This window comes from Bradyrhizobium sp. P3_C3 (genome assembly GCF_056402655.1).
Genome location: NZ_JBFUGY010000018.1, coordinates 20,828 through 46,849, shown reverse-complemented (window position 1 = coordinate 46,849; position 26,022 = coordinate 20,828). Strand labels below are relative to the sequence as shown.

The following is a 26,022-nucleotide window of genomic DNA, read 5'->3' as shown; positions in this document are numbered from 1 at the left end:
GTCTCACCACCGATGGACCGTCCCGGATTACGCTTGCGCTCCATCCGGGCTACGGGACTGCAGTGGAAGTTACCCCCCGAACCGGTTGAGCTGGGGACGATCGGCCGCTAGCGTGCGGCGGAATCGGGGTTGGCAGGGACCATGACGGACGAATTGCCCAAGATAGACGCCGGCGCGGATGCGCTTCCCGCGGCGGGGCAGCCGCTGCTGCGCATCGAGGGCGTCGCCAAGACGTTCGGGACGTTCCGGGCCGTGGACGGCGTGTCGCTCGACATCAAGGCCGGCGAGTTCTTTGCGCTGCTCGGGCCCAGCGGCTGCGGCAAGACCACGCTGCTGCGCATGCTCGCCGGGTTCGAGGCGCCGGACGAGGGACGCATCCTGCTCGGCGGCCGGGACATCGCGCAGGCGCTGCCGCATGAACGCCCGATCAACATGATGTTCCAGAACTACGCGCTGTTTCCGCATCTCTCCGTGCGTGACAACATCGCCTTCGGCCTGAAGCGGGCCGGCATGGCGCGTGCCGACATCGCCACGCGCGCGGCGGAAATGATTGCGCTGGTGAAGCTCGAGGGGCTGGAGAAACGCAGGCCCGACCAGCTCTCCGGCGGTCAGCGTCAGCGCGTGGCGCTGGCGCGTGCATTGGCGCGCCGGCCGCAGCTTCTGCTGCTCGACGAGCCGCTGGCCGCGCTGGACAAGAAGCTGCGCGAGAGCACGCAGGGCGAGCTGATGGAGCTGCAGCGCCGGCTCGGCATGACCTTCATCATCGTCACCCACGATCAGGAGGAAGCCATGACCATGGCGAGCCGGATCGGCGTGATGAAGGCCGGGAGGCTCGCCCAGGTCGCGAGCCCCCGTGAACTCTACGAAGCGCCGCGCTCGCGCTGGATCGCGGAGTTCGTCGGCGACATCAATCTGTTCGACGGCGAGTCCAAATTGCGCGACGGCCATCGTCTGATCATCGGCACGCGTGATGCGGGTGCGCTGGTGGTGGCCGAGCCGCGCGAAGGCGTCGGCGCGGGAAAATTGTCGGTCGCGATCCGCCCCGAGAAGGTCAAGCTGTCGCGTCGCGGCCCGGTGAGCGAGGCCGGTCGCGAGACGGCGATCAACAGCCTGGACGGCGTGGTCGCCGACATCTGTTATCTCGGCGGCACCACCACCTACAAGGTGAAGCTCGATACAGGCGGAATCGTGCAGGCGTCGGTCCCCAACAGCGCGCGCCTCGACGTCGACGCCTACAGCCTGAACCAGCGTGTCGTCGCCTGGTTCACGCCCGACGACTGCGTGGTGCTGCAATCATGAGCTCGCGCCGCATCTTCGCAAGGCCGGCGCGCTTTGCCGCGATCGCGCCCTACGTCTGGATGCTGCTGTTCTTCCTGGTGCCGTTCGGCTTCGTGCTCAAGATCAGCCTGTCGCAGACGGCGATCGCGCAGCCGCCCTACGAGCCGGTGTTCGACCTGATGGCGGGATGGGAGACGCTCAAGGCATCGTTCGCCGCGCTGTCGATCGACAATTTCAAGCTGCTCGCCTCAGACGACATCTACGTGTTCGCCTATGTGCGCAGCCTTACCGTCGCCGTCACCGCGACTGCACTGTTGCTCGTGATCGGCTATCCCATCGCCTACGGCATGGCGCGGTTGCCGAAGCGCCGGCAGGCGGTGGCGATGGTGCTGGTGATCGTGCCGTTCTGGACCTCGTTCCTGATCCGCATCTATGCCTGGATCAACATCCTCCAGCACGACGGCCTGCTGAACCAGATCCTGCTCGCGCTGCATCTGGTCAGCCAGCCGGTGGTGTGGCTCTCGACCGACACCGCGATGTATATCGGCATCGTCTATTCCTATCTGCCGTTCATGATCCTGCCGCTCTACGCCACGCTCGCGAAAATGGAGCCGGTGCTGGAGGAGGCGGCCTCTGATCTCGGCGCGCCGCCTTGGCAGGTGTTCTGGCTCGTGACCTTTCCGCTCTCGCTGCCCGGCGTCGGCGCGGGCGTGCTGCTGTGCTTCATCCCCATCGTGGGCGAGTTCGTGATCCCGGATCTTCTGGCCGGCTCCAATTCGCTGATGATCGGCCAGACCCTGTGGCTCGAATTCTTCACCAACAAGGACTGGCCGGTGGCTTCCGCTGCGGCGATCGTGCTGCTGGTGGTGCTGCTGGTGCCGCTGCTGCTGTACGAGCGGCTGCAGAAGCGGCAGCTGGAACAGGGGCGCTGAAGCGATGCGCAAGGTCTCCCGCCTGTCCCGCTTCAACATCGCCTCGCTCGCGCTGGGGCTGGCGTTCCTCTATCTGCCGATCCTCATCCTCGTCATCTACTCCTTCAATGCCTCGCGGCTGGTCACGGTGTGGGGCGGCTGGTCGCTGCGCTGGTACCACGAGTTCTTCAATGACCGCGCCATGATCGAGGCGGCCTGGATGAGCCTGCGGGTCGCGGTCTCCTCAGCGACCATCGCCACGCTGCTCGGCACGCTCGCAGCCGTTGCGCTGTCGCGCGGCGAGCGCTTTCGCGGCCGCACGCTGTTCTCGGGCATGCTCTACGCGCCGCTGGTGATGCCGGAGGTGATCACCGGATTGTCGCTGCTGCTGCTGTTCGTCGCGCTCAACGCCGAGCGCGGCTTCTGGACGGTGACGATCGCCCACACCACGCTGACGATGTGCTTCGTCGCGGTGGTCGTGCAGTCCCGCCTCGGCTCGCTCGACCGTTCGCTGGAGGAGGCGGCGATGGATCTCGGCTGCAACCCGGTTCGCGCCTTCGTCGCCGTGACGCTGCCGCTGATCGCTCCCGCGATCGTGGCGGGCTGGATGCTGGCCTTCACGCTGTCGCTCGATGATCTCGTGATCGCGAGCTTCACCACCGGCCCCGGCTCGGCGACGCTGCCGATCCGGATCTACTCGGAGGTGCGGCTTGGCGTGAAGCCCGAGATCAACGCGATCTGCACGCTGGTGATCGCCCTGATCGCGGTGGTCATCGTCATCGCCTCGCTTGCCTCGAAACTCTCGAGCTCGCAAGGCAAGAGCGCGGCGCCGCTGTAGGCGAGGAGCAATCATGACATTCGCCTACCAGGTCCTGATCCATACGCCGGTCTGGGTCTGGATGCTGCTCGCTTTTCTGGTGTGGCAGGGCGTTCAGGCGATGCAGCCGCGCACGACGCCGATCTGGCGCGCGCTGATCGTGCCGGTCGTGTTCATCGTCTGGGGGATTTCGCGGCTCGGCTTCGGCCACCAAGACAGCGTTTGGCCGCTGGTCGCATGGATCGCGGCCGCGCTGGTGCTGCTGCCGCTTGGCGTGCTGACGCCGCGCCCGTTCGACGTCGATCACATGACCGGGCAGATCATCCGTCCGGGCAGCCCATTTGGTCTGGTCCGCAACCTGATTGTCTTCGCCTCGCAATATGCGGTCGGCGTGATCTCGGCGATCGATGCGGGCGATCGCGCGCTGGCGATCGTCGCCGGCCGCGCCATCTCGGGCGCGACCGCCGGCTACTTCATCGGCTCGACGATCGCCCTGCTGGTCACGTATCGACGCAAGAGCGCGGAGAGATGATCAGCGTGACCGGGTTGCGCGTTTCGCGGCCTTGGTGCCCGTAGAACGCGACCGCGTCGCGGAGGCCGAGATGGGCCCCACGTATCGCGCGCGCACCGCGCCCTGCATCGCGGCACCGAGCTGCCGCAGCGCGAGGCTGTCGAGCGGAAACTCGAGCAGGATGTGGATCAGGCTCAGCGCCAGCAGGAAGGTGAAGCCGAAAGCGTAGTCGTAGAAGTACAGCGCGGTGGAGGCGGCGCTTGCGGCGGCCATCGCCGCCAGCCGCCGTTTGGGCACCTCAGTCCAGCGGATGACGTCGGCTTTGATGAACCAGTTGAGGTAGTGGTAGGTATAGACGAAAGCGAGCAGGCTCGTCAGCCGGGTGTCGAGGACGAGGCCGGGGACTCCGAACAGCCGGCCCAGCGCCGGACCGACATTGCCGAAATAGTCCTGTCCGACCCGGGCAAAGCTCGAGATCCTGATTTCGGCCGTTGGCGGCAGCAACAGGATCGTGGCGACCGCAAGCAGATAGACGATCACCAGCGCAGCCTGCACGCGGCTGCCCGACCGGTGCGCGCCGAGCACCATGAAGATCAGCGTGAACAGCGAGACGTGGATCAGGGTCGGAATCAGGATACCGATGACCGCAAGCGACGATCCGCTCGAATACATGATCGCGGACAGGGCGATCGCCACCATGAACAGCAGCATGCTCTCGATCGCGGAGGTGGTGGCTGCCAGCATGGCGCAGACGACCAGCGCGCCCCACATCGCAAAGCCGAACCACGAGGCGTTGTCGATCAGCACCGCGACCACAGCGATGATCGCGAGCATCGCCGCGATCCCGCGATGGGGTAGATAATAGCTGCGATCGTGCAGCCACGAGATCTCGGTRAAGTAGTGCGCCGGGCCGAGCACGACATAGGCCAGCAGCAGCAGCTCGAACGGCACCAGATAGGACGCCGCGAACGCCAGTAGCATCAGGCCGAGATGGATCGCGTCGTTGCCGCGCATGGTGACGTGCCCCGTGACAGGGCTGCGAGGTTAGAGCAGGCGTGGACAACCCGCAATTGTCCACGTCGTCGCTCGAACGCCCTGCTTGCGGCGACGCGATGCGTCCGGGAGCGATTTCGAGCGAAGTGGATACCGGTTCGCGTAAGGAAAACGCGTCAAAACAAGAATCGAGAGCCCCGTTCCGATTCCATCGGAACGAGGCTCTCGATTGTCAGGACTTCACCGCGCCTGCCGTGAGCCCGCCCACCATGTAGCGGCGGAAGGCGTAGTAGACCGCGGCCGGCGGCAGCGCGTAAATGAAGCCGGTGGTCATCAACAGCTCCCAAGGCGAATCGTCGGCAGCGAGGAAGTTGCCGAGCGCGACGGGGAGGGTGATCTCGCGGTCGTTGGACAGAAGCAGGAACGCGTAGAGATATTCGTTCCAGGCGAGCAGCACCGCATAGGTGCCGATCGCGACCAGCGAGGGCATCATCAGCGGCAGGTAGACCAGGCGGAAGATCTGGAGCGTCGTGGCGCCGTCCATCACCGCGGCTTCATCCAGCTCGACCGGCAGCTTGTCGGAGGCCTGCTTGAGCACCCAGATCGCGTAGGGGCTGGCGATCGTCACCATGGCCAGGATCAGCGACCAGTGATTGTTGAGCAGGCCGTAATTGCCCATGGTGCGGTACATCGGCACGGCGAGGAACGCCGCGGGGATGAAATAGGTGAAGAGCGCGAGGTTCAACACGGTGCGGCCGCCCGGCACCTTCAATCGCGAGATCGCGAACGCCGCGGCGGTGGCGATGAACAGCGTCAGCACGCCGACAGAGACTGCGATCACCGTCGAGTTCCAGAACTGGATGTAGAAGTCGCGCAGGAAGTAGTGCTGCTGCTTGAACACGATCTCGAAGTTGTGGAGCGTCGGGTGATCCGGCCACAGCTTGCCCGAGAACGCGTCCTCCTTCGGGGAGATCGCGAACAGGAACATGTGGTAGATCGGAATCATCGTCCACAGGAAGACGGGAATACCGATCAGCAGCAGCCGCGCTTCGACCGCGACGTCGCGCCAGGAAAATTCGCTTACGCCGGGAAGCTTCATCGCGACAACCGTTTCATCATAAAGTACACGAGCGGCAGGACGAACGGCATCGCGCAGACGATGGAGGCCATCGCGAGCGAGAGCTGGTCGAGCCGGAGATAGCGGATACCGAGCGTCGCCAGCACGTGCGTGAGGTCAGCCGGGCCACCGCCGGTGAGCAGATAGACGCTGTTGAAATCGCCGAGCGTCCAGATCATCGAGAGCAGCGTGCAGGTGATGTAGAGCGTCTGCATCGACGGCCAGGTGATGTAGCGGAATTTCTGCCACCAGCTCGCGCCATCGACCTCGGCGGCCTCGAACAGATCGTGCGCGATCGCAAGGCGTCCGGTGATCAGGATCAGCGTCCAGAACGGCAGTGATTTCCAGATGTGCACGCCGATGGCCATGCTCAGCGCCACGGCGGGGTCGTTCAGCCAGTTCGGGCCGTCATCGCCGGTGAGGGAGAAGATGAGGTGGTTGACCACGCCCCATTCGGGATTGAACATGAAGCGCACCGACAGGATGGTCGGGATCGACGGCACCGCCCAGGGCAGGATGAAGATCACCGAGAGCCATTTGATCCAGGTGCGCTGCTGCGCGAAGAAGCCGGACAGGAACAACGCGATCAGCATCTTGATGTTGATGCCGATGACCAGGAAGATCAGCGTGTTGACCGCGGCGCGCGCGAAGATCGGATCGTGAAACAGCGCGACATAATTCGACGGGGCCCGCGCCAGCCACAGCCCGTAGCAGACGGGATAGACGACGAAGGCGAGGAAGACGAGCAGATAGGGCGCGAGCAGCACGATGCCCCAGACCTGCGCCGGGGTCAGCCGCGACGACAAGGGCGGAGCGGGCATCGACTGATCGCCAGAGAGCGTAATCGCCATTCTTCAGGACTCTTTGAAAGGACTTCCGGCCGCACGAGGCGGCCGGTATTAGCGTTTCGCCTCTCCCCGCGCCAGCGGGGAGAGGAAGAAAGAAGATTTAGCCTGCAACCTGCTTGATGCGGACGATCAGCTCGTCGACGGCCTTGTCGACCGGGACCTTTTCGCTGACGACCCGGTTCATCGCCTTGGCCCAGACGTTCTCGTTGTTGAGGATCGTGAACTTCCAGTTCTTGGTGAAGTCGAACGCGGCGGTGCCGCCGGTGAACTGGGCGTAGACCGCCTTGCGGTGCTTGTCGGCCTGCCAGAACGGGCTGGCCTGGCTTTCCTTCGTCACCGGGAACCAGCGGCCGAGCGCGCCCTCGATATAGGGACGAACATTCTCTTCCTGGAGCAGGAAGCTGATGAACTGCTTGGCCTCGGCCTTGTTCTTGGCCGCGGTGAACACCAGCCCGGTCTTGACGTCGGAGCGGTAGCGGATGGTCGAACCGTCGGGCGCCTTCGGGAAGGACGCCGTGACGATGTCCTGCTCATAGGCCTTCTTGCCGGCGTCGCGTTGCTCCTGCGTGAGCGCCTGGTTCTGCGAGTCCTCGAACCACTTCGCCGCGATCGAGATCGTGAAGTTGTGGGTCATCACGATGGTCTTGTTGTGGAAGGCGACGTTGTTGTCGGGGTCCTTCCAGGTTGTGGAGGAGGGCGGCGTGCAGCCCTTGATATAGGTGTCGGTGTAATCCTTCAGCGCGCTGATCAGATTCTCACGCACCTTGGGATCGTCGACCAGGAGCTTGCCGTCGTCGTCGACCAGCTTGACGTGATAGGCGTCCATGAAGGTGTAGAACGACTGGAAGGCGTCGGTGGATTCAACGCCCATCGGCTGGCCGACGCCGTAGATGCGCTGGCCGGTGGCTTTACGGATACCCGGCTGCACCTTGTCGCACCAGAACGTCCAGTAGCCCGCCCAGTCGGTCGGGATGTCGGCGAGCTTGAAGCCGGCCTTCTCCAGCATGTCGTTCCAGATCTCGACATGCATGCTCTGCTGCTTCAGCGGGAAGCCGTAATAGGCCTTCTTCTTGGTGACGTCGTTATAGAGGATCGACGCGTCCAGCGTGTTCTGCACGAACCGGCCCTTGATCGGCTCCATGACGTCCGTGAGGTCCTCGAGCTTGCCCTCATAGGCCCACTTGCCCTGCGCCTGCACGTCGTAGGAATCGGAATAGGCGACATCGGGCACAGTGCCGGCATCGAGCGCGGCCACCGTCTTCGGAATCATGTCCTGGATCGCGTACTGCGACAATTCGACCTTGATGCCGGTCTTGGCTTCGAACTTCTTGATCGTCTCGATCAGTGCGTCGTCTTCGGACCGATAGAAGCCCTTGCCCCACCAGACCGTGATCGTCTTCTGCTGCGCAAAGGCGGGTGCAGTGGCCGCAAAAAGCCCAACCGCAGCGACCGCCAATGAAACTGCGCCAATAACCTTGGATCTCACGTTTTTCTCCCTCAAACGGCCGGTGTTTTTAACCGGTCGTATAAAACACTAGCGCATGGCCGTCAGCCGATCTAGCGGCATCTTGTCAGACCTAGGTCGTGGGGTGTCGGGCCAGCGGAGATGCTTAATCCGCGCATCGATCCAATCGCCGCATCAATTCGGCCGGATCAATTCGCGATGGTCCGGCAGCGCCGGACGATCGCCGTCCTCAGTTGGACTTCGCGTTTTCCTTGGCGTTCTCGGCCGTCGGCGAATCTGGCGGCGCAGGGTGCTTCTCGCCGGTGATGCGCCGCTTCAGGAGGTCCAGGAAGGGGGACGCCGCAGGTGACTGGCGGATCAGGCTTTCGGGGTCGGGGAAGATCAGCGGATCGTCCCAGGGACCCTGCACCATGAAGGGCAATTGAAAGCCGGACGTCGTGTTGAGGCTCGCCACGCCCTTCATGTCGTATTCGCGCGTCGGCACCGAGGCAGTGCCCGTCAGCGTGATCTTCGCAGCCGGCCCCTCGATGCGGATGTCCTCGGCAGTGGCGATCCCATCGGAGAACTTCACCGCGACGGTGAGGGTGTCATAAGGGGTCGAGCCGTTGCGGAAATTGCCGCCACCCGACAGCGGCCGCCGCTCCAGCCGCTTCAGGAGCTGCTCGGCGTTGAAGCCCGAGATCGCACCGTCGTGCCCGGTCACGGTGGCAGTGCCGTCGAGCGACTGCACGAGGCCGAACGGGCTGGAGCCGGAGGCCAGCAGCGAGACGTTGATGTTGCCGCGGCCGGACAGCTTGTTGAGGCCGAACAATTCGGAGGCGCAGGCCTGAAGATCGACATCGGTGAACTGGAATTGCGCCTTGACGTCGGCGACGGTGTCGGAGCGCGCGATCCCGAACGAGCCCTTGGCGATGCCGCCATAGACCTGGGCTTCGCCGACCGATAGCGCCAGCGTGCCGTTGCGCAGATTGGCGCCGATCGCGGTGCGGCCGAGTTTCGACGTCCCGACTGTCAGCCTTGCTGCCGACAGGCGCATGTCGAGGTCGGTGGTCGAAAGCCCGTTGAGATCGAACAGCTGCCTGTTCCAGTCGCGGGCGCCGCTGGCGAGCAGGCGGAAGGTCGAGATATAAGGTGTGAAGTCGAGCGCGTCGGCGGCAAGCGTCGCTTGCAGCGTCTGCCGGCCGTTATTGGCGTAGGTCATCACGCCCTCGGCAGTGTTGCCGTCGAGCTCGACATTGACGTTGGTGAGCGCGATCGAGGCGCCGACGACATTGGCGCGCGCCTTCAGCGCGAAGCGGCCGAAGCCGCCGCTGCCGGGCTGCGGCTGACCGGTCCAGCGCAGCGCGTTGCGCAAGGACGGGCTGTCGATGGTGAGCGTGCCTTCCATCATCGGGCTGGTGCGGTTGGCGACGCTGCCGTCGAAGGCAAGCTTGAGCGGGGCGCTGGCGATCCGCGCCTTCAGCCCGGAGCGGTCGCCGGAGAGGGCGGCGACGAAATCGGCGAAGCTGATCGAGCCGTCGACGCGCTCGCCGCGCCAGTCGAATTGTCCGGTCGCGGCGAAGGACCGCGAGATCGAGGGCCAGGCCAGCGACAGGTCGATGTCCTCGAACTTCTCGGCGGCGTGGGTGGTGGCGTCCTCGTAATTGAGCACACCGTCCTGGATCCTGATCTCGGAGAACGACACCTGGTTCTCGGCGCCCGGCTTCATGGTGCGCGCAATGGTCTGGATGAAGGGCGTCCAGTTGCTTTCGCCATCCTGCTTCAGGCTGACATGGATGCGCGGCCGCAGCAGGGTCAGGTCGGCGATCTCGAACCGCTGCAGCAGCAGCGGCAGCAGCCGGAGATTGGCGGTGAGCACGTCGACATGGAGCGCGGGATCGCTGGTGCCGCCGCCCTTCAGGCCGACGTCATGGAAGGAAATGTAGCTCGCCGGCAGCAGCGAAATGTCGATGCTGCCTGCCACGCTGAGCTCGAGCCCGGTGACGTCGCGGATCTGCGTTTCCACCGCCTTGCGCAGCGCGTCGCGGTTGATGAGCCAGGAGGTCGCGATCAGGGCGATCAGCGCGAGGCCGAGCAGCGCCGCGATCGGCGTCCCGAGGCGCTTCATTCCTTGGGCCATGGTCAATGGCATGTCCTGATCGGGTTGGTCGCGGGAGCCAGAAGGGCGGACCGGAAACCTGCGTGCCCACGCCCAACCCCCGCAACTTGATGGGTTTTCTTGTCGCTTTCAAGGCCGCGGACGGGTCTGCCCACGGCGTGGGCAGCTTCTATCACCGGAGGACGGAACGGAGAACCCCGTATCATTGACGGCTTTGGACGATTTCGCCTAATAATCGCCGCCAATGAGGCGCGACGCCTGCCAGCCGAAGGTTCACCCGAAGGTTATTTGCATGAACAAGGTCTATCCCGACGCCAAGTCGGCTCTCGAAGGCGTTCTGAAAGACAACATGATGATCATGTCGGGCGGCTTCGGCCTCTGCGGCATCGCCGAGGAGCTGTCGGACGCAATCCGCGAGTCCGGCGTCAAGGGCCTGACGGTCGTCTCCAACAATGCCGGCGTCGACGGTATCGGCCTCAGCCGCCTGCTCGAAACCCGCCAGATCAAGAAGATGATCTCGTCCTATGTCGGCGAGAACAAGCTGTTCGCCCAGCAATTCCTGGCTGGCGAGCTGGAACTCGAATTCAATCCGCAGGGCACGCTGGCCGAGCGCATCCGCGCCGGCGGCGCCGGTATCCCGGCCTTCTACACCAAGACCGGTGTCGGCACGCTGATCGCCGAAGGCAAGGAAGTGAAGGAGTTCGACGGCGAGAAGTACCTGATGGAGCGCGGCCTGTTCGCCGACCTCGCCATCGTCCACGCCTGGAAGGGCGACACCGCCGGCAACCTCATCTACCGCAAGACCGCGCGCAACTTTAATCCGATGATGGCGACCGCCGCCAAGATCACGGTGGCCGAGGTCGAGCATCTGGTTCCGGCCGGTGAACTCAATCCCGACCATATCCACACGCCCGGCATCTTCGTGAAGCGCATCGTCGAGGTCGGCACGGCCAAGAAGCGCATCGAATTCCGCAACACCCGCCCGCGCACCGCCGCTTAAGCGTCAGGAGACTCACATGGCCTGGACCCGTGAACAGATGGCTGCGCGCGCCGCCAAGGAACTACGTGACGGCTACTACGTCAATCTCGGCATCGGCATCCCGACGCTGGTCTCGAACTTCATCCCCGATGGGGTCGATGTCAGCCTCCAGAGCGAGAACGGCATGCTCGGCATGGGCCCGTTCCCCTATGAGGACGAGGTGGATGCCGACCTCATCAATGCCGGCAAGCAGACCGTGAGCGAGCTACCCTCGACCTCGTATTTCTCGAGCGCGGATTCCTTCGGGATGATCCGCGGCGGCCACATGGACCTGTCGATCCTTGGCGCCATGCAGGTGGCCCAGAACGGCGATCTCGCCAACTGGATGATCCCCGGCAAGATGGTCAAGGGCATGGGCGGCGCGATGGATCTCGTCGCCGGCGTCAAGCGCGTCGTCGTCGTGATGGAGCATTCGGCCAAGGACGGCTCGAAGCTGCTGAAGAAGTGCAACCTGCCGCTGACCGGCGAGCGCGTGGTCGACATGGTCGTCACCGATCTCGCGGTCTTCACCATCGACAAGCACGGCGACGGCGGCATGGCGCTGATCGAGCTCGCCGACGGCGTCTCGTTCGACGAGGTCAAGGCCAAGACCGAAGCCGAATTCCGCGTCGCGCTGAAGAATACGTAAGGTCGTCGCAACGGGGGCGCGCATGACGATACGGTCTGCGCGTCCCGAAGACGCCGATTTCATCGCACAGACCATCCTGTCGTCGCAGCGCGGCTATCGGCCGCGCGGCTGGTTCGACGTCGCGCTCGGCTGGCCCCAGGCACAGTGCCGCGATTTCATCGCGCGCATCACGACCGCACACGCGGTGTCGATGTGGCATGTCTCGCAATTCCTGATCGCCGAGATCGATGGCAAGCCTGCTGCCGCGTTGTGCGCACTGCCGGCGGCCGGCACGGGACCTGCGGCCTGGCGAGCCATCGAGGAGGTCGGTGCCGCGACCGGGCTTGCCGCGCCGGAGCTGGAAGCCATCCGTCGCCGCGGCACCTACACGCGCGCCTGCTGGGTTCAGGGCGGCGAGGGCGACTGGATGATCGAGCACGTCGCGACCGATCCCGCCTATGGCGGTCGCGGCCTCGTGCAGGCGTTGCTTGCGCGCGCACTGGATAAGGGACGAGCGGCCGGATTTGCCCGCGCGACGATATCGTTCCTGATCGGCAATCAGCCGGCCGAACGCGCCTACGCCAAGGCTGGATTTGTCTTCGCCGAAGAGAAGCGCGATCCCGCGTTCGAGGCGATCATCGGCGCGCCCGGATTTCGCATGTTTGCGCGAGCGATGTGATGCGCCGTAGCCCGGATGGAGCGTAGCGAAATCCGGGGTGCTCGTGGATGGTCCGATCCCGGATTGCGCTGCGCTCCATCCGGGCTACTCGGCGATACTACGACCGCGCCGCCCACACCTTGCCCCACCGCGCCGACACGCTTGCGACCCACGACGGCTCCTCGCGCACCAGGCGGAAGCCGAGATTGGCGGGCGGCACGCCCTGTGCGCAACCGCCGGCGCGGGCGTCGCGGATGAAGTCGGTGACGTAGGCGCGGTGCGCACCCTCGGCGACGCGCACGCCGCAATTCACGGTCGGGCGGCCGGCATTGCCGGCTGCGTCGATCCGCGAGCGCACGAAGCAGGTCGAGGTCCATTCCCAGACATTGCCGGCGAGATCTTCGATTCCATGCTCGTTCGCGCCGAACTTGCCGAACGGATAGGCCGTCGTGTCGGAGAGGTCGCGCTCGGATTCACGCTCGTAGCGGCTGAGCCAGCGCTTTGAAGGATCGTCTGCGTCCACAGGCGCGCCGTCGTCCCTGAACCGGGAGCCGGCTGCAAAGGCCCATTCCGCGTCGCTCGGCAGGCGATAGGTGTGGCCGGTCTTGCGCGACAGCCAGCCCGCATAGGCCTGCGCATCGTGCCAGCTCACCTGGACCGCGGGACGATCAGGCGCAATCGCGACGCCGCGATCGAGCGCACGGCACGCGCTATCCCGCACGCAAAGCTGGTAGTCGGATGACGAGACCTGGTGCCGCATGATCTGCAGCGGCCGGTTGAAGCGCATCGCGCGCAGCGGCACTTCGGCCTGCAGCCCCGCGCGGGTGAAATCGCCGGCCTCGCGATAGGAAAGACTACCCGGCGCGACCCTGACGATCGCAGGCTCCGTCGCCGTGCCATGGACCGCCATGTCCGAGACCAGCGGCGCCACGGCGATCGGCCCTGCGAGCCCTGCGGCGCAGGCGAGCAGCAGTTTCAGCTTGAATGCGATCAGCATGGTCGTCCCCCGAAGAAGGAAGGGGCCGGCGATGACCGGCCCCCTGTCGCGTCTAGTTGGTGTTGGGAGCCGGTATCTCCGCGGGCGCCTTCACCTGGGTCATCAGATCGTCGTTCCACTTGCCTTCGACCTTGAAGTGCGCGGTGGCGCCGAGGTCGGCGGCCTCGATCAGATTATGCGTGACATAGGCGTAGATGCCGGGCTGCAGGAACTTGTAGAGCGCCGCTCCCGCCGAGCCGCCGCGGATGAACCAGGTCTCGAGGCCCGTCTCCGGCGCGTTGGAGAATTTTCCGGTCTCCCAGACATAGTCGCCGTGGCCGCCGATCAGGTGCGGACGGCTGTCGCGATTGGCCTGCGAATGCACGATCAGCACGTTCTCGCCGACCTTGGCCGTCAGCGCGTTCTTGCCGGTGAGCGCGCCGACCTTGCCGTTGAACACGACGTGGGAGGGGATCAGCTTCTTCATCACCTCTTCGGTCTCGGTGAAGGCTTCGCCCGGCGAATCATAGGACTTGAAGTTGCCCTTCTCGTCGCGCGGCACATACATATCCTGCTCGCCGACATAATAGACCTTGTCGTATTTCAGCGCGTGGCCCTTGCCGTCGTTCAGTCCGTCGCGCGGCAGCACCATCACCGCGCCGTTCATGCCGGAGACGACATGCCAGGGGATCACCGGGCCGCCCGGGGCGCAGTGATAGACGAACACGCCGGTCCGCGTTGCCTTCCAGCGCAGCACGACCTGCTCGCCGGGATTGACCAGCGTGAGCTCAGCGCCGCCGAGGGCGCCGGTCGCGGAGTGGAAGTCGATGTTGTGCGGCATGGTGTTGGTCGCGGGATTGACCAGCGTCACCTCGACATAGTCGCCTTCATGCACGACCATCAGCGGGCCCGGCATCGAGCCGTTGAAGGTCATGGCCTGGAACGTGGTGCCCTTGTCGTCGATGACGACCTTCTTCTCCTCGATGTTGAGCTTGAACTCGATGATCTTGGGCCCCTGCGTCGTGGCCTGCTCGTGCGCGTGCACGAAGGGCGGTGCGACCAGCTCGACCATCTGCCGCGGCAGCTTGAGATCGCCGGCGGCGAACGTGGGTGTCGCGAGCATCAGGGCGGTCGCGGCGGCGCTGATCAATGCGGCTCTGCGGGTGAACATCGGAAGCATCCTTCATCTGAAAGGGTTTTGATGACGGATGCAGTCTGCGCCTGTTACGGCAAGAGTGTTTGCGCTGCGACAAGCTTTTGCCGAATTCGCCTCCGGTAAATCCTTAGGAGGTTTGCCGAAGCGCGTATCGGCAGTGCGAAGCACGCGGCGTCGCGTGATATCAGTCGCGCAAGCGGCAAATCGTTCGCATGTTCAACTATGCGCGATTGTGAATCTATGGTTGTCGATCAGAGAAGCTGGATCGCAATCCAGACCGTGCCCCAGACCGCGAGCGACAGCGCGGCAAAGATGGCGGCGGTGATCGCCAGCACCCGCACGAGATAACCTGCGCCGACGGAGGGTGCTGCGGGGACGGGACGAAAATCGTCGAAGCGCGGGATATGACCGCGAACGCCGGTGAGCCAGAGAACGAGATCGAGCGCTAGCGACGCCATGGCCTATCTCCAGTGAGTCATGATTGAACGTCATCATGGCTCCGATCCGGTGCTCGGACTTTGAGCGAGCGCAAGGTGGACCGCCCGAAAACGGGGCATCCAATGCCATCCGGGATTTGCCGCGCCACCGCGCGGCATCGATTTACGAATGGGTAAGATATGAGGACCGATCTCGCAGCGAGCTACGGCGAAGAGAGATTGCCGCGGTACACGAGCTATCCGACCGCGCCGCATTTTTCGCCGGCGGTCGGCCCGGATACTTATGCCGAATGGCTCGCCGGGCTCCCGGCAGGCGCCAGCGCGTCACTTTATTTGCACGTGCCGTTCTGCCGCGAGATGTGCTGGTATTGCGGCTGCCATACCCAGATCGTCCGCCGCGACGGGCTCATCGCCGCCTATCAGCGGACCCTGCGCAGCGAGATCGCGCAGGTGTCTGAGACTATCGGCCGCCGGATCAAGGTCGAGCACATCCATTTCGGCGGCGGCACGCCGACCATCATGGCGCCGGAGGCTTTTGCCGAGTTGATGGCGGCGATGCGCCATTCGTTCTTCGTGCTGCCCTCGGCCGAGATCGCGGTCGAGATCGATCCCCGCACATTGACTGCCGAGATGGTGGAGGCCATGCGGCTCTCCGGCGTCAACCGCGCGAGCCTGGGCGTGCAGAGCTTCGATCCGGTCGTGCAGCGTGCGATCAATCGCGTGCAGAGCTATGAGCAGACGGCTTCCGTCGTCGATAGGCTGCATCGCGCCGGCATCAACGGGATCAACTTCGACCTCATCTACGGGCTGCCGCACCAGACCGTCGCGTCCTGCCTGGACACCGTTCGGCGCAGCCTCGAGCTCGGGCCCGATCGTTTCTCGGTGTTCGGCTATGCGCACGTGCCTGACTTCAAGAAGCACCAGCGCATGATCAACGAGGCCGTGCTGCCCGACGGCCTCGCGCGTCATGACCAGGCCTGCGCGATCGCCAATGCGTTGAAGGAGGCCGGCTACGTCCAGATCGGGCTCGACCATTTCGCGCGCCCCGACGACGCCATGGCCGTGGCCTTCGAGGAACGGACGCTGCGGCGCAATTTCCAGGGCTACACCACCGACAAGGGCGAAGTCCTGCTTGGTTTCGGCGCGAGCGCGATCGGGCATCTGCCGCAGGGCTACGTGCAGAACCAGGTGCAGATCGGCGCCTACGCCCAGAGCGTCGCCGCCGGCCGCCTCGCCACCGCGAAGGGCTACGGGCTCACCGACGACGACCGGCTGCGCGCCGACATCATCGAGCGCATCATGTGCGAGTTCAGCGCCGATCTCGGCGACATCTGTGCGCGACATGGTGCGGAGCCCGAAGCGATGCTGCAATCGGCCGCGCGCCTGAAGCCGCTGATCTCGGACGGCATCGTCAGGCTCGACGGCGACCGTCTCGCGGTCGCGAGCGACTCGCGCTTCCTGGTGCGCAGTGTTGCAGCGGCGTTCGATGCGCATCTGGACCCGGCGAAGCAGTTGCACAGCAGGGCGGTGTAGTTCACGTCTCCCCGTAAGAACGGGGAGACGAAGAAGCAACCACCAGCTTGCGCTTCAACAAAGAAGCTCGGACCCACCCCGCTATCGTCACTTCGGAACGGAGTTGTCCATGCCCTTCCGATCCGACGATCTGGTCGATGACATCATGCGTGCGGCGCCGCACACGATCCGCGTGTTCCTCGCCTTCAGGATGGCTTGCGTCGGCTGTCCGATCGCGACCTTCCATACCGTGGAAGACGCCTGCCGCGAGCATGGCATCGATCGCGACAAATTCCTCGCTGCGCTGTGCGAATGCGTGCCGGCGTGAGGCGGGTTGGAGTTCGCACGGGTCGCGTGCGGATTCCCGGGTGAGGGCGGGCTTGCGCCGTAAGCGGAAGCGCCCCTCACCCCTATCTTACGCAGAATTGCCGTCCGCCGTGCGCTCCGCCAGCACGACGATCTTGTGCGGATCGCGCAGGATGATGCGCTGGCGGCCGCTCTCGACGAGGCCCTGGCTCTCCCAGCCGCTCAGGATGCGGCTGACGGTGTGCAGCGTGGTGCCCGTCATCTGCGCGATGTCCTGTCGGCTGATCGGGAAGTCGATCTCGATGCCGTGGTCGAGTTTCTTGCCGGACTGTTTTGCGAGCCGCAGCAGCGCATGTGCGACGCGCTGCTCGACCTGCTGGGTCGACATTTCCAGGATGCGGGTGTGGCTCTCCTGCAGCCGCGCGCCGACGGTTTGCAGCGTGTTGGCGGCAATCGCCGGAAACCGCTCGATCAGCCGCGGCCAAGCCGAATTCGGCCAGATCAGCACCACGCTGTCGTCGACCGCCATTGCGGTCGCCGGATAGTGCGCGGCTCCAATCGCCATCGCGAGCCCGAAGGTCTCGCCGGGGGCGACGTAGCGCACCACGATCTGCTCGCCGGTCGGGGTGGTCTTGGCCGCGCGGACGTGGCCGTGCAGCAGCAGGAAGAAGGATTGCGCGTCGGCGCCCTGTTCGAAAATGGCGGTGTTCCTGGGGTACCGCGCCGAGCGGGCCTCGCGCAGGATTTCCTCGAGGTCCTCCGGCTTGACGCCTGAAAACAGCGGCAAATGCGCAACCAGCGATGTGTCGACCTTGGCCATTCTGCCTCCTTGGCATCAGGGAGTGTGATGGCACCTGTATTCGTCAGGCAGTTTGCGATAGCGCAAAACGGGCCCGCCGAACGGCAGTATTTTTCCAAATGACGATCCAAGTGACCGTCCGAATTCACAGGAGTTGCCCCCATGGCTGGCGCCCGATCCCGTAACTTTGAGGGCTGGCCGCTGTTTGCGAACAGCTTTCGGCCGTTTTTCCTGCTCGCCGCGATCCAGGCGGGGCTGTCGATCCTGGCCTGGCTGCCGATGTTCTATGGCGAACTCTCCGTCAGTTCCGCGTTCGCGCCGCGCGACTGGCACGTCCACGAAATGCTCTATGGCTTCCTGCCGGCGGTGATCACGGGATTCCTGTTCACGGCGATCCCGAACTGGACCGGGCGGCTGCCGATCCAGGGAACGTCGCTGGGCGCGCTGCTGGCCGTGTGGCTGGCCGGGCGTTTTGCAGTGACCCTGTCCGCCGATATCGGTTGGGCGTTCGCGCTCGTCGTCGATGCCGCCTTCCTGGCATTGGTCGTTGCTGCGGCCACGCGCGAGATCATCGCGGGCGGCAATTGGCGCAATCTGCCGGTGGTGGTGCTCGTGCTGGTGCTGCTCGCCGGTAACGTCGCCTTCCATCTCGAAGCGCACTTCGAGGGCGCGGCCGATGTCAGCATCCGCGTCGGCATCGGTGTGGTCGTGCTGCTGATCTCGCTGATCGGTGGCCGCATCATCCCGAGCTTCACCCGCAACTGGCTGGTCAAGTTCAATCCCGGCCGCCTGCCGGTGCCGTTCGGGCGCTTCGACGGCGCGGTGATCGGATTGAGCGCGCTCGCGCTGATCGCATGGATCGTGGCGCCGCTGAACATGATCACCGGCGCGGTGATGGCGCTCGTCGGTGTGCTTCATTTGGTGCGGTTCGCACGCTGGGCCGGCGATCGCACCACGCGCGAGAGGCTGCTGCTGATCCTGCATGTCGGTTATGTCTTCGTGCCGCTGGGCTTCCTGCTGCATGCCCTGGCTGTCTTCGGCGCGCTGCCGCCGAGCGCGGGCATTCACGCCTGGATGGCTGGCGCGGCCGGAACCATGACGCTCGCGGTGATGACGCGCGCGAGCCTCGGGCATACCGGACAGGCGCTGACGGCCTCGCCCGCGACGCAGGGGATTTACGCTGCGATCATCGTCGCGGCGCTGGCGCGGGTCGCTGCCGTGATGTTGCCTGCGCATGGCGATGTCCTGCTGCACATCGCCGCCTGCGGATGGGTGGTCGCGTTCCTCGGCTTCGCGATCGCGTTCGGGCCGCTGCTCGCCGGCAGCCCCCGGCGCGCCCTTGCCATCATGGGCGTGCCCGCTCCGGCACGCTGAGCCTAGGCCGCGGACGCCGAGGGAACGCCAGCGCGCTTGGCCAGCGGCCGCACGCCTTTGCGCCATGCGGTGATGGTGCAGCCGAAGCGGCCACGGAACCAGCGCGCCATCGCGCTCTGCGCGGAGAAGCCGAGCTGGGTGGCGATATCGGCCAGCGGCCGGCCGGGGTCGTCGATCAGCTGGGTCACGAGATCGGCGCGTTGCGCGTCGAGGATCGCCGAGAAGCTGGTGCCTGATGCGGCGAGGTGCCGATGGATGGTACGACGGGTGCAGGCGAGATGCTCGGCCACGCGCTCGACCGTGCAGTCGCCGCTTGCGAGCAGGATGCGTACCACCTCGTCGACCTTCTCCTCCCAGCTTGCCGGCCGCGTCTCGATCGCCTCGATCCGTTTGCGCAGATAGCTCGCGATCAGCGGATGCGCGCTCGGGATCCGCCGCTCCATGTCATGCGCCGACAACAGGATCGCATCGTCATCGGCATTGAAGGTGACGCGGCAACCGAAGAAGTCGCGGTAGCGCTTACGGTCGTGTGGCGGCGGATAATGCAGATGCACCTCGAGCGGCCGCCAGTCGCTGCTGAACAGCGACTGGATGATGCGGTGGACGCTGCCGAGCGCCATGTCGATCGACTGGCGCGGTGCGGTCGGCTGCCGGCCGCGCAGATGCAGTGCGACCGTCACGGTCTGCTTGTCGCGCGTGACCTCAAGCTTCATGCCGTCGTGATGAACGTGGATGAAGCGCGAGAACGCTTCGATGGCCTCACTGACGGTCGCCTGTTCACGCACGATCAGGCCGACCGCGCCGAAATTGGTCAGCCCGCCGCGCTCGGCGAGCCGCAAGCCGAAATCTTCGGCACCCGACGCCTCTGCCGACAATTCGAGCAGCCGGCGCAGGCTGGTCACGGCAATGGGGGTATCGGGCTTGTCGAGCACGGCCAGCGGCAGCCTGACCTTGCGCATCATCTGTTTCGGGTCGAGTCCGACCGACCGGGCGACATCCGGGTAGTAGCTCAAGCCTGCGCTGCGAATGAGGTCGGTCATGCGACCCGTTCCTGCCAGCCATTCCCGCAGATGTCCCGAAATGTAAAGTTTCTGTCCCGATCCGTCAAATCCGGGAACAGGATGGAACATACATAAGGGAAACCGAAGCACGGGCGTGAATGCCGTGCGTATGACGACGCGGCGCGACGAAGCCCCGCTGCCGTCTCGGGCCATTTGACCAAGACATTGCTGGATCGGGATGATGCCGGGAAACATGCTTTCCAAGGGTGAGGTATTCGTCATTGAAACTGACGCGGCCTCCCGCGAACAACTTTCAATGGCGCTTCAACAGAGTGCCTATGACGTGATCTGCTTTGCCGACGGCGCGTCGCTGCTGTCGGAAGCAAAGGCGCGGATGCCGGCCTGCGTGCTGCTGGAGATGCCGCCGGATCGTTCCGCCCTCGACGTGCTCAAGCGCCTGCGCGAGGAGAACTGCATGGCGCCGGTCCTGGTGACCTCGGCGAACGGCAGCATCGCCATGGCGGTCGACGCGATCAAGAGCGGCGCGGCCGACTTCATCGAGAAGCCGTTCCGCACCCACGACGTCGTCGGCCGGATCGATGCCGCCATCGACGAGTTCGCGCAGCCGGGTTCAAACCGGCAACGCTGGCTGCCCGGCTGCGAGCCCCTGACCGGGCGCGAAGTCGATGTGCTTGAGCACCTTGCTGCCGGCCTGACCAACAAGGAGATCGCCCGGCGCATACATCTGAGCGCGCGCACGGTCGAAGGCTACCGCGCAGGCATCCTGAAGAAGGCCGGCGCCCGCAACGTGACCGATCTGCTCCGCCGCATCTTCGGCCAGGGTTCGCCCACCCCGGTTTAGGGACCTGAGTTTAATGGCTTCGCCACGGGACGATGACACGTTCCGCAGCCTTGGTGCCGCCGCGGCGCCGCCCCACGGAAACCCCAATCGAACCAGTTCCTTCGCTGCCGCGTCCAACCATGTTGGCGAGGCATTTGATCGCATGCGTCCGGCTGGCGGCGCGGCGATACGGCAGGAGGGACTTTATGCGCATCACCGCAAGATGTTTGGCAACGACGAGCCTGGTTCTGGTGACCATGGCGGCCGCGTCGCCATCATGGGCCGCCGACGTGGACGCCACATCGGCCATCGACACCGTCACGGTCTATCCGGACGGCGCCACCGTCACCCGTATCATCGCGCTGGACCTCGCCTCCGGCGACAGCACGCTGGTCACCAAGGACTTTCCGCTTTCGCTCGATCCGTCCTCCCTCCGGGTCGAGGGCGAGGCGGGCGCAAAACTTACCATTGGGACCATCGACGCACGGCCGCCGCGCGCGGCGCCTCCCGTCAACCTGCCCGAGCTCGACAAGCGCATCGAAGCGTTGAAGGATCAGCGCGCCGATCTGCAAGGCGACATCGACGCGGCCACCGCCCGGCGCAAATTCGCGCAGCACTTTGCGGAGGCTTCTCCCGCCGGCCTTGGCGAGAAGGGCGAGGCTCGGCCGATCACCGAATGGCGCGCAGCCTTTACCGCGGTCGCCGAGGAGATCGCGACCGCCGATACCGCGATCCGCGACGCCACGCGAAAGCAGCGCGAGATCGATCGGCAGCTCGCGCAACTTGAAGCGGAGCGTTCGGCCAAGCCGCCGAGCAAGCTTGAGGTTCGCATCGATGTCGCTTCCGCCGCCGCGACGAGGGCGACGCTGCGGGTGACTTATGCGGTCCGCAATGCGCGCTGGCTGCCGCTGTATGACGCCCGGCTCGACACCGGTGCCAAGGACCGCAAGCCGCAGCTCGAACTGGTTCGCCGCGCCGAGGTGACACAGTCGACCGGCGAAGACTGGTCGAATGTCAGCCTCGGTGTTTCCACCGTTCGCGTCAGCCGCGGCGGCAGCGCGCCGGAGCTGAATTCGCTGGTTGTGAGGTATCCGCAACTGCCGAAGCCGCTGGCCTTGGGCGCGGCGTCGGACATGGCGATGCCCGCGCAGCCGATGACGCGGCAGGCGCAATCTCCTGCGATGGCGAAAGCGGCGGAGCCCGAGCTGCGTGAGCGCGCGGATGAGCAGCAGGCCAACGCCGAGATCGGCGATTTCCAGGCCGTGTATCAGATCAGCGGCCGCGTCAGTCTCGGTGCCAATGAGGGCGCCAAGAGCCTGCTCATCTCCTCCATGACCGTGACGCCTGACCTCGCCATCCGCGCCGCCCCGGTCGCGGATCCCACCGCTTACCTCGAGGCGTCATTCAAGCTTGCCGAGGATACCAATCTGCTGCCCGGCAAGTCGCGATCTTCCGCGACGGCACGTTCGTCGGTCGCAGCAAATTCTCGACCGCCGCGCGGAACGACGCGATCCGGCTCGGCTTCGGCGCCGACGACAAGATCAAGATCGAGCGCACCGTCATCAGGCAGAACGAAGGCACGGCCGGCGTGATCGCGTCCTCCAAGACCGACACGCGTTCGTTCCGCACCGTCGTTCGCAACGGGCACGACTTCCCGATCCGCATCGCGATCGAGGATCAGCTTCCGGTCAGCGAGAACGAGGATATTGGCGTCGAGATGCTGTCCTCGACCACGCCGCCCACCACCACCAATCTGCGCGACAAGCGCGGCGTGCTGGAATGGGCGTTCGACGCAAAACCCGGCGAGATCAAGGAGATCAAGTTCGCCTGGCGCGTCCGCTGGCCCAAGGACAAGGGCATGGTGATCGTGCCGGCGGGTTAGGAGCCTGAGGCGTGACGCCCTTTTACCTCGCCCCGCTTGCGGGGAGAGGTCGGATTGCATCGAAGATGCAATCCGGGTGAGGGGGACTCTCCGCGAATTCAACTTTCACCGTCCCCGCGGAGACTCCCCCTCACCCCAACCCTCTCCCCGCAAGCGGGGCGAGGGAGCGCAGCTTCACCGCGGCGGCAGTTCGGCTCGCGCCGCCGCGCGCATCGACTGCGGCAGCACGTAAGGCACGCCGTCGTCGGCCTGATGGACGACGGCGTCGATCTCGAAGATGTCGCGAATGGTCTCGCGCGTGACGATTTCCGCGCGCGGGCCGTCGGCGGCGAGCCTGCCGCCGTTCAGGACGATGAGCCGGTCGGCGAAGCGGATCGCGAGGTTGAGGTCGTGCAGGATCGCGATGACAGCGGTGCCGCCTGTGGCGCGGCGGCGCGCGGCTTCGACGAGGTCGATCTGGTGGCGCAGGTCGAGGCTCGATGTCGGCTCGTCCAGCAGCAGGAGCCCCGGCCCATGCTCGGCCTCGCCGCAGGCGAGCTGCACCAGCACGCGGGCGAAATGGGTGCGCTGCTGCTCGCCGCCCGATAGCGTCGGCAATTGCCGTTCGCGGAAATGTGCGAGGCCAACCTCGTCGAGCGCGGCGTCGACGAGCGACACGGCATCGCGCAGGCTGCGGTCGCCCGCGCCCATCAGCACGATCTCCTCGACCGTGAAGGGGAAGGTGACGTTGATGTGCTGGGACAGCATCGCACGGCGCGCGGCGAGCTCGCGCGGTGTATAGCTCGTTATGTCGCGTTGCTTCAGCCGTACCTCGCCGTCGCTCGGGCGGAGATCGCCGGAGAGCAGCCGCAGCAGCGTCGACTTGCCGGCGCCGTTCGGGCCGATGATCGCGACCATCTCGCCGGCTTCAACCGACAGACCGACCCCATCGAGCAGCGTGGCGCGGCCGGCGCGCTTGCTGAGAGATCGCGCCTCGATCACGGCGCTCATAGCGAGGCGAGCCCGCGCTGGCGCAGCAGGATGCCGAGGAAGACAGGCGCGCCGACCGCTGCCGTCAAGATGCCGATCGGCATCTCCGCGGGCGCCACGATCGTGCGCGCCAGCGTGTCGGCGCCGACCATCAGGATCGCGCCGAGCAGCACCGAGGCCGGCAGCAGCAGGCGATGCGCAGGTCCAATAACGAGACGGAGCAGATGCGGCACGACGATGCCGACGAAGCCGATGACGCCACTGATCGACACCGCGACCCCTGTCATGGCGGAGACCATGACGATCGAGATCCGCTTGAGGCGCTCGACATCGACGCCGCCGTGAAACGCGTCGACCTCGCCGAGCACCAGCAGGTCGAGGCCGCGGGCAATATACGCGCAGGCGCCGAGCCCGATGATGAGGATCGGCGCGAGCACGGCGGCCTTGGTCCAGGTCGCGCCGCTCATCGAGCCCAGCAGCCAGAATGTAATGTCGCGAAGCTGGCGGTCGTCGGCGATGAACACCAGAAGCCCGATGCCGGCATTGGTGATGGCAGTGATGGCGACGCCGGCAAGCAGGAAGATCGCGATCGAGGTCCGCCCGGCGCGGCTGGATATGCCGTAAAGGATCGCGGTGGTGACCAGCGATCCCGCGAAGGCCGCGAGCGGCAACAGCTCGGTCTGAAGGAAGCGCAATGTCTCGCCGAAGCGCGAGTCGGTGAAGACGATCGCGCTTGCCGCCGCCAGCGCGCCGCCGCTGGAGACGCCGACCAGCGCGGGATCGGCGAGCGGGTTGCGAAACAGTCCTTGCATGATGGCGCCGGCTGCGGCGAGCAAGCCGCCGACCATCGCGGTCGCCGCGATCCGGGGAATCCGGATCGACCACAGCACGAGCTGGTCGCGCGCCGTCATGGCATCGGCGGTGGTGTTGCCTGCGAGACCGAGCGCAGCAGGCAGCCGGGAGAGGGGAATGCCGGCTGCGCCCACGGTCAGCGCGACGATGGCGGTGGCGGCGAGGATTACCAAGAGGAGGGGAATGGCAATCGACGTAAATCGCCGTCCTGAGCCCGCGCGCCGCGGGGTCCGCGAGTCCGTCCCGATCGCCACGCTCATTGCCGGCAGTTCGCCGCCGACAGAGCCGACGTGAATGCGCCGCCCTCGGCCAATGCCGGATAGAGCTTGACGGAGAGATCACGGGCCGCCGCGGCCGTGCGCGGGCCGAAGCCGAGCAGATAGAGCCCGTCCATCGTGATGAAACTCTTGTTGGCCGCGACCGGCGTCAAGGCAAAGCCGGGATGGGCGTAGACCGCGTCGGCCTGCAGTGAATCCTTGCCGCGCTCGATCGACAGCACGACGTCGGGTTTTGCCGCGACGATCGCCTCGTCGCCGATGTTCTTGTAGCCGTCGTAATCCTCGACCGCGTTGGTGGCGCCCGCGAGCTGGATGATCTCGTCGGCGGCGGTCTTGTGACCGGCGACCATCGCCCGTCCGTTCAGGAGCGACATCACGAACATCACGCGGACCGGCTTCGTGACCTTGGCACGCAGTGCGCGCAGCTGCGCAAGATCCGTAGCCACTGCGGTGCTCAGGCATTCGGCGCGCGCATCGACGCCCATGGCATGGCCGACCAGCTTGATCTTCTCGATCAGGCCTTCCTCGGAGAAGGTCTCGGGCACCAGCACCAGCGGCACCTTCGCCGTCTCCAGGAGGTCCATGGTCTCGCGCGGGCCCGATCCCTGGATCGCCAGGATCAGGGTCGGGTTGAGGCCCAGCACGCCCTCGGCCGAAATCTGTCGCATGTAGCCGACATTGGGTTTGTCGTGCAGCGCCGCCGCCGGATACAGGCTCGTGGTGTCGACGCCAACCAGGCGGCTCTCCAGCCCGAGCGCATAGAGGATCTCGGTAATGGCGCCGCCGATCGAGACCGTGCGGGCGAAGTCGGCAACGGCGACATCGCGATTGCGCGCATCATGCACCGTGATACCGGCGGCGTGCGCGGTCGAGGCGAGCGCGATGGTGCCGGTGAGCAGGAGATTTGCGAGGGTGCGACAAAATGTCATTGCAGGTTACTTCGTCAGGATCAGCTTGTTCTGCGAGGTCAGGCGAAGGCGATAGGCGTCCTCGCCATGCGCGATGATGATCTCGCGCTCCGCCGCAAACAGCTCGCGGCTGTCGATCCGGCTCCCTCGCATAATGAGAGTTCTCGTTGTTGCAGAAGGACTTTGTGCATGCCCCGCCGCATCGCCGTTGCTGTCTCCTGATCTTGCCGACATGATGAGTGTGATGCGCTTTCAAAATCTTGCTGTGCTGTTTGTTTGTATAAGCGGCACCAAGCGCATTCCAACGGCGGCAATTTACAATCGATATAAACTGCGGCCTCGTGACATTGACCGTCAGAGTGCGGCCACGTAACCAAATGTAACAATGC

Annotated in this window: 25 protein-coding genes and 1 pseudogene; 12 read left to right on the top strand and 14 right to left on the bottom strand. The window is 65.3% G+C overall.

The features are described from left to right. Positions 1 to 141 precede the first annotated feature (141 nt). The 4 genes from AC1DW2_RS21335 to AC1DW2_RS21320 are packed head-to-tail and all read left to right on the top strand — an operon-like array spanning position 142 to position 3,538. Complete coding sequence (locus tag AC1DW2_RS21335; protein WP_477007138.1) at positions 142 to 1,299, top strand: ABC transporter ATP-binding protein; 1,158 nt, start codon at positions 142 to 144, stop codon at positions 1,297 to 1,299. After that, positions 1,296 to 2,210 (top strand): ABC transporter permease, encoded by a 915-nt coding sequence (locus AC1DW2_RS21330; RefSeq protein ID WP_477007137.1) that lies wholly within the window; start codon positions 1,296 to 1,298, stop codon positions 2,208 to 2,210. The genes AC1DW2_RS21335 and AC1DW2_RS21330 overlap by 4 nt, the downstream gene beginning before the upstream one ends. Positions 2,211 to 2,214: 4 nt before the next feature. Further along, positions 2,215 to 3,027: an ABC transporter permease gene (locus tag AC1DW2_RS21325; protein WP_477007136.1), complete on the top strand. Its 813-nt coding sequence runs from the start codon at positions 2,215 to 2,217 to the stop codon at positions 3,025 to 3,027. A gap of 13 nt (positions 3,028 to 3,040) precedes the next feature. Next, entirely contained in the window at positions 3,041 to 3,538 is a 498-nt protein-coding gene (locus AC1DW2_RS21320; protein ID WP_477007135.1) for a DUF6622 family protein, read from the top strand. Here the strand turns inward: AC1DW2_RS21320 and AC1DW2_RS21315 are convergent, their stop codons facing one another. The 5 genes from AC1DW2_RS21315 to AC1DW2_RS21295 form a co-directional block, all read right to left on the bottom strand. Then, positions 3,539 to 4,531, bottom strand: coding sequence for a hypothetical protein (locus AC1DW2_RS21315; RefSeq protein WP_477007134.1), 993 nt, complete (start codon positions 4,529 to 4,531; stop codon positions 3,539 to 3,541). It abuts the gene before it with no gap. Between the two features lie 211 nt (positions 4,532 to 4,742). Beyond that, positions 4,743 to 5,609 (bottom strand): carbohydrate ABC transporter permease, encoded by an 867-nt coding sequence (locus AC1DW2_RS21310; protein WP_166344389.1) that lies wholly within the window; start codon positions 5,607 to 5,609, stop codon positions 4,743 to 4,745. Further along, a complete protein-coding gene (locus AC1DW2_RS21305) occupies positions 5,606 to 6,478 on the bottom strand; it encodes a carbohydrate ABC transporter permease (protein ID WP_028151661.1) in 873 nt (290 codons plus the stop codon). The genes AC1DW2_RS21310 and AC1DW2_RS21305 overlap by 4 nt, the downstream gene beginning before the upstream one ends. Positions 6,479 to 6,575: 97 nt before the next feature. Then, positions 6,576 to 7,961, bottom strand: coding sequence for an ABC transporter substrate-binding protein (locus tag AC1DW2_RS21300; RefSeq protein ID WP_071909773.1), 1,386 nt, complete (start codon positions 7,959 to 7,961; stop codon positions 6,576 to 6,578). Between the two features lie 208 nt (positions 7,962 to 8,169). Then, entirely contained in the window at positions 8,170 to 10,059 is a 1,890-nt protein-coding gene (locus tag AC1DW2_RS21295; RefSeq protein ID WP_166353372.1) for an AsmA family protein, read from the bottom strand. 271 nt (positions 10,060 to 10,330) lie between these two features. Between AC1DW2_RS21295 and AC1DW2_RS21290 the strand changes: the two genes are divergently transcribed. The 3 genes from AC1DW2_RS21290 to AC1DW2_RS21280 are packed head-to-tail and all read left to right on the top strand — an operon-like array spanning position 10,331 to position 12,363. Continuing rightward, the gene (locus AC1DW2_RS21290) at positions 10,331 to 11,038 is read left to right on the top strand and encodes a CoA transferase subunit A (RefSeq protein ID WP_028151658.1); all 708 of its coding nucleotides are present in this window, start codon (positions 10,331 to 10,333) and stop codon (positions 11,036 to 11,038) included. Between the two features lie 16 nt (positions 11,039 to 11,054). Beyond that, positions 11,055 to 11,705, top strand: coding sequence for a 3-oxoacid CoA-transferase subunit B (locus tag AC1DW2_RS21285; protein ID WP_477007133.1), 651 nt, complete (start codon positions 11,055 to 11,057; stop codon positions 11,703 to 11,705). A 22-nt stretch (positions 11,706 to 11,727) separates the two neighbouring features. Beyond that, the gene (locus AC1DW2_RS21280) at positions 11,728 to 12,363 is read left to right on the top strand and encodes a GNAT family N-acetyltransferase (RefSeq protein ID WP_477007132.1); all 636 of its coding nucleotides are present in this window, start codon (positions 11,728 to 11,730) and stop codon (positions 12,361 to 12,363) included. Between the two features lie 97 nt (positions 12,364 to 12,460). Here AC1DW2_RS21280 and AC1DW2_RS21275 read toward each other — a convergent pair whose 3' ends face one another. From AC1DW2_RS21275 to AC1DW2_RS21265, 3 genes are all read right to left on the bottom strand, one after another. After that, complete coding sequence (locus tag AC1DW2_RS21275) at positions 12,461 to 13,339, bottom strand: formylglycine-generating enzyme family protein (protein ID WP_477007131.1); 879 nt, start codon at positions 13,337 to 13,339, stop codon at positions 12,461 to 12,463. Positions 13,340 to 13,391: 52 nt separating this feature from the next. Further along, positions 13,392 to 14,489 carry a copper-containing nitrite reductase gene (gene nirK, locus AC1DW2_RS21270; protein ID WP_477007130.1) on the bottom strand — a complete coding sequence of 366 codons (1,098 nt, stop codon included), beginning with the start codon at positions 14,487 to 14,489 and terminating at the stop codon, positions 13,392 to 13,394. Between the two features lie 236 nt (positions 14,490 to 14,725). Then, on the bottom strand, positions 14,726 to 14,932 hold the full coding sequence (locus AC1DW2_RS21265) for a hypothetical protein (protein ID WP_085400783.1): 207 nt from the start codon (positions 14,930 to 14,932) through the stop codon (positions 14,726 to 14,728). A gap of 159 nt (positions 14,933 to 15,091) precedes the next feature. Here AC1DW2_RS21265 and hemN point away from each other — a divergent pair, with 159 nt between their 5' ends. Beyond that, positions 15,092 to 16,444: an oxygen-independent coproporphyrinogen III oxidase gene (hemN, locus tag AC1DW2_RS21260; protein WP_477007129.1), complete on the top strand. Its 1,353-nt coding sequence runs from the start codon at positions 15,092 to 15,094 to the stop codon at positions 16,442 to 16,444. A 109-nt stretch (positions 16,445 to 16,553) separates the two neighbouring features. Next, entirely contained in the window at positions 16,554 to 16,751 is a 198-nt protein-coding gene (locus tag AC1DW2_RS21255) for a DUF1858 domain-containing protein (protein WP_014492467.1), read from the top strand. Between the two features lie 87 nt (positions 16,752 to 16,838). Here the strand turns inward: AC1DW2_RS21255 and AC1DW2_RS21250 are convergent, their stop codons facing one another. Continuing rightward, positions 16,839 to 17,549: a Crp/Fnr family transcriptional regulator gene (locus AC1DW2_RS21250; protein ID WP_039153608.1), complete on the bottom strand. Its 711-nt coding sequence runs from the start codon at positions 17,547 to 17,549 to the stop codon at positions 16,839 to 16,841. A 141-nt stretch (positions 17,550 to 17,690) separates the two neighbouring features. Here AC1DW2_RS21250 and AC1DW2_RS21245 point away from each other — a divergent pair, with 141 nt between their 5' ends. Then, entirely contained in the window at positions 17,691 to 18,902 is a 1,212-nt protein-coding gene (locus AC1DW2_RS21245) for an NnrS family protein (RefSeq protein WP_477007128.1), read from the top strand. Between the two features lie 2 nt (positions 18,903 to 18,904). Here the strand turns inward: AC1DW2_RS21245 and AC1DW2_RS21240 are convergent, their stop codons facing one another. Further along, positions 18,905 to 19,942, bottom strand: a complete 1,038-nt coding sequence (locus tag AC1DW2_RS21240; RefSeq protein WP_477007127.1) for an AraC family transcriptional regulator — start codon at positions 19,940 to 19,942, stop codon at positions 18,905 to 18,907. 202 nt (positions 19,943 to 20,144) lie between these two features. Here AC1DW2_RS21240 and AC1DW2_RS21235 point away from each other — a divergent pair, with 202 nt between their 5' ends. Together AC1DW2_RS21235 and AC1DW2_RS21230 are read left to right on the top strand one after the other, a co-directional pair. Then, the gene (locus tag AC1DW2_RS21235) at positions 20,145 to 20,765 is read left to right on the top strand and encodes a response regulator transcription factor (protein WP_071917156.1); all 621 of its coding nucleotides are present in this window, start codon (positions 20,145 to 20,147) and stop codon (positions 20,763 to 20,765) included. A gap of 185 nt (positions 20,766 to 20,950) precedes the next feature. Next, positions 20,951 to 22,626: pseudogene (locus tag AC1DW2_RS21230) on the top strand (mucoidy inhibitor MuiA family protein). A 174-nt stretch (positions 22,627 to 22,800) separates the two neighbouring features. On the opposite strand, the gene AC1DW2_RS21225 reads toward AC1DW2_RS21230, so the two are convergent. Genes AC1DW2_RS21225 through AC1DW2_RS21210 form a run of 4 tightly spaced genes read right to left on the bottom strand, consistent with a single transcriptional unit; the run spans position 22,801 to position 25,867 of the window. After that, positions 22,801 to 23,616 carry a heme ABC transporter ATP-binding protein gene (locus AC1DW2_RS21225; RefSeq protein WP_477007126.1) on the bottom strand — a complete coding sequence of 272 codons (816 nt, stop codon included), beginning with the start codon at positions 23,614 to 23,616 and terminating at the stop codon, positions 22,801 to 22,803. Next, positions 23,613 to 24,707 (bottom strand): FecCD family ABC transporter permease, encoded by a 1,095-nt coding sequence (locus AC1DW2_RS21220; protein WP_477007125.1) that lies wholly within the window; start codon positions 24,705 to 24,707, stop codon positions 23,613 to 23,615. Before AC1DW2_RS21220 ends, AC1DW2_RS21225 begins: the two co-directional genes overlap by 4 nt. Next, on the bottom strand, positions 24,704 to 25,654 hold the full coding sequence (locus tag AC1DW2_RS21215) for a heme/hemin ABC transporter substrate-binding protein (RefSeq protein WP_063981150.1): 951 nt from the start codon (positions 25,652 to 25,654) through the stop codon (positions 24,704 to 24,706). The genes AC1DW2_RS21220 and AC1DW2_RS21215 overlap by 4 nt, the downstream gene beginning before the upstream one ends. Positions 25,655 to 25,660: 6 nt before the next feature. Then, on the bottom strand, positions 25,661 to 25,867 hold the full coding sequence (locus AC1DW2_RS21210; protein ID WP_028161015.1) for a hemin uptake protein HemP: 207 nt from the start codon (positions 25,865 to 25,867) through the stop codon (positions 25,661 to 25,663). Positions 25,868 to 26,022: the final 155 nt, after the last annotated feature.

Bases quoted from the DNA above. Each gene is read 5' to 3' on its own strand.
- AC1DW2_RS21335 (WP_477007138.1), top strand. From the start codon at position 142: ATGACGGACGAATTGCCCAAGATAGACGCCGGCGCGGATGCGCTTCCC.
- AC1DW2_RS21330 (WP_477007137.1), top strand. From the start codon at position 1,296: ATGAGCTCGCGCCGCATCTTCGCAAGGCCGGCGCGCTTTGCCGCGATC.
- AC1DW2_RS21325 (WP_477007136.1), top strand. From the start codon at position 2,215: ATGCGCAAGGTCTCCCGCCTGTCCCGCTTCAACATCGCCTCGCTCGCG.
- AC1DW2_RS21320 (WP_477007135.1), top strand. From the start codon at position 3,041: ATGACATTCGCCTACCAGGTCCTGATCCATACGCCGGTCTGGGTCTGG.
- AC1DW2_RS21310 (WP_166344389.1), bottom strand. From the start codon at position 5,609: ATGAAGCTTCCCGGCGTAAGCGAATTTTCCTGGCGCGACGTCGCGGTC.
- AC1DW2_RS21305 (WP_028151661.1), bottom strand. From the start codon at position 6,478: ATGGCGATTACGCTCTCTGGCGATCAGTCGATGCCCGCTCCGCCCTTG.
- AC1DW2_RS21295 (WP_166353372.1), bottom strand. From the start codon at position 10,059: ATGGCCCAAGGAATGAAGCGCCTCGGGACGCCGATCGCGGCGCTGCTC.
- AC1DW2_RS21290 (WP_028151658.1), top strand. From the start codon at position 10,331: ATGAACAAGGTCTATCCCGACGCCAAGTCGGCTCTCGAAGGCGTTCTG.
- AC1DW2_RS21285 (WP_477007133.1), top strand. From the start codon at position 11,055: ATGGCCTGGACCCGTGAACAGATGGCTGCGCGCGCCGCCAAGGAACTA.
- AC1DW2_RS21280 (WP_477007132.1), top strand. From the start codon at position 11,728: ATGACGATACGGTCTGCGCGTCCCGAAGACGCCGATTTCATCGCACAG.
- AC1DW2_RS21275 (WP_477007131.1), bottom strand. From the start codon at position 13,339: ATGCTGATCGCATTCAAGCTGAAACTGCTGCTCGCCTGCGCCGCAGGG.
- nirK (WP_477007130.1), bottom strand. From the start codon at position 14,489: ATGTTCACCCGCAGAGCCGCATTGATCAGCGCCGCCGCGACCGCCCTG.
- AC1DW2_RS21265 (WP_085400783.1), bottom strand. From the start codon at position 14,932: ATGGCGTCGCTAGCGCTCGATCTCGTTCTCTGGCTCACCGGCGTTCGC.
- hemN (WP_477007129.1), top strand. From the start codon at position 15,092: ATGAGGACCGATCTCGCAGCGAGCTACGGCGAAGAGAGATTGCCGCGG.
- AC1DW2_RS21255 (WP_014492467.1), top strand. From the start codon at position 16,554: ATGCCCTTCCGATCCGACGATCTGGTCGATGACATCATGCGTGCGGCG.
- AC1DW2_RS21250 (WP_039153608.1), bottom strand. From the start codon at position 17,549: ATGGCCAAGGTCGACACATCGCTGGTTGCGCATTTGCCGCTGTTTTCA.
- AC1DW2_RS21245 (WP_477007128.1), top strand. From the start codon at position 17,691: ATGGCTGGCGCCCGATCCCGTAACTTTGAGGGCTGGCCGCTGTTTGCG.
- AC1DW2_RS21240 (WP_477007127.1), bottom strand. From the start codon at position 19,942: ATGACCGACCTCATTCGCAGCGCAGGCTTGAGCTACTACCCGGATGTC.
- AC1DW2_RS21235 (WP_071917156.1), top strand. From the start codon at position 20,145: ATGCCGGGAAACATGCTTTCCAAGGGTGAGGTATTCGTCATTGAAACT.
- AC1DW2_RS21225 (WP_477007126.1), bottom strand. From the start codon at position 23,616: ATGAGCGCCGTGATCGAGGCGCGATCTCTCAGCAAGCGCGCCGGCCGC.
- AC1DW2_RS21220 (WP_477007125.1), bottom strand. From the start codon at position 24,707: ATGAGCGTGGCGATCGGGACGGACTCGCGGACCCCGCGGCGCGCGGGC.
- AC1DW2_RS21215 (WP_063981150.1), bottom strand. From the start codon at position 25,654: ATGACATTTTGTCGCACCCTCGCAAATCTCCTGCTCACCGGCACCATC.
- AC1DW2_RS21210 (WP_028161015.1), bottom strand. From the start codon at position 25,867: ATGTCGGCAAGATCAGGAGACAGCAACGGCGATGCGGCGGGGCATGCA.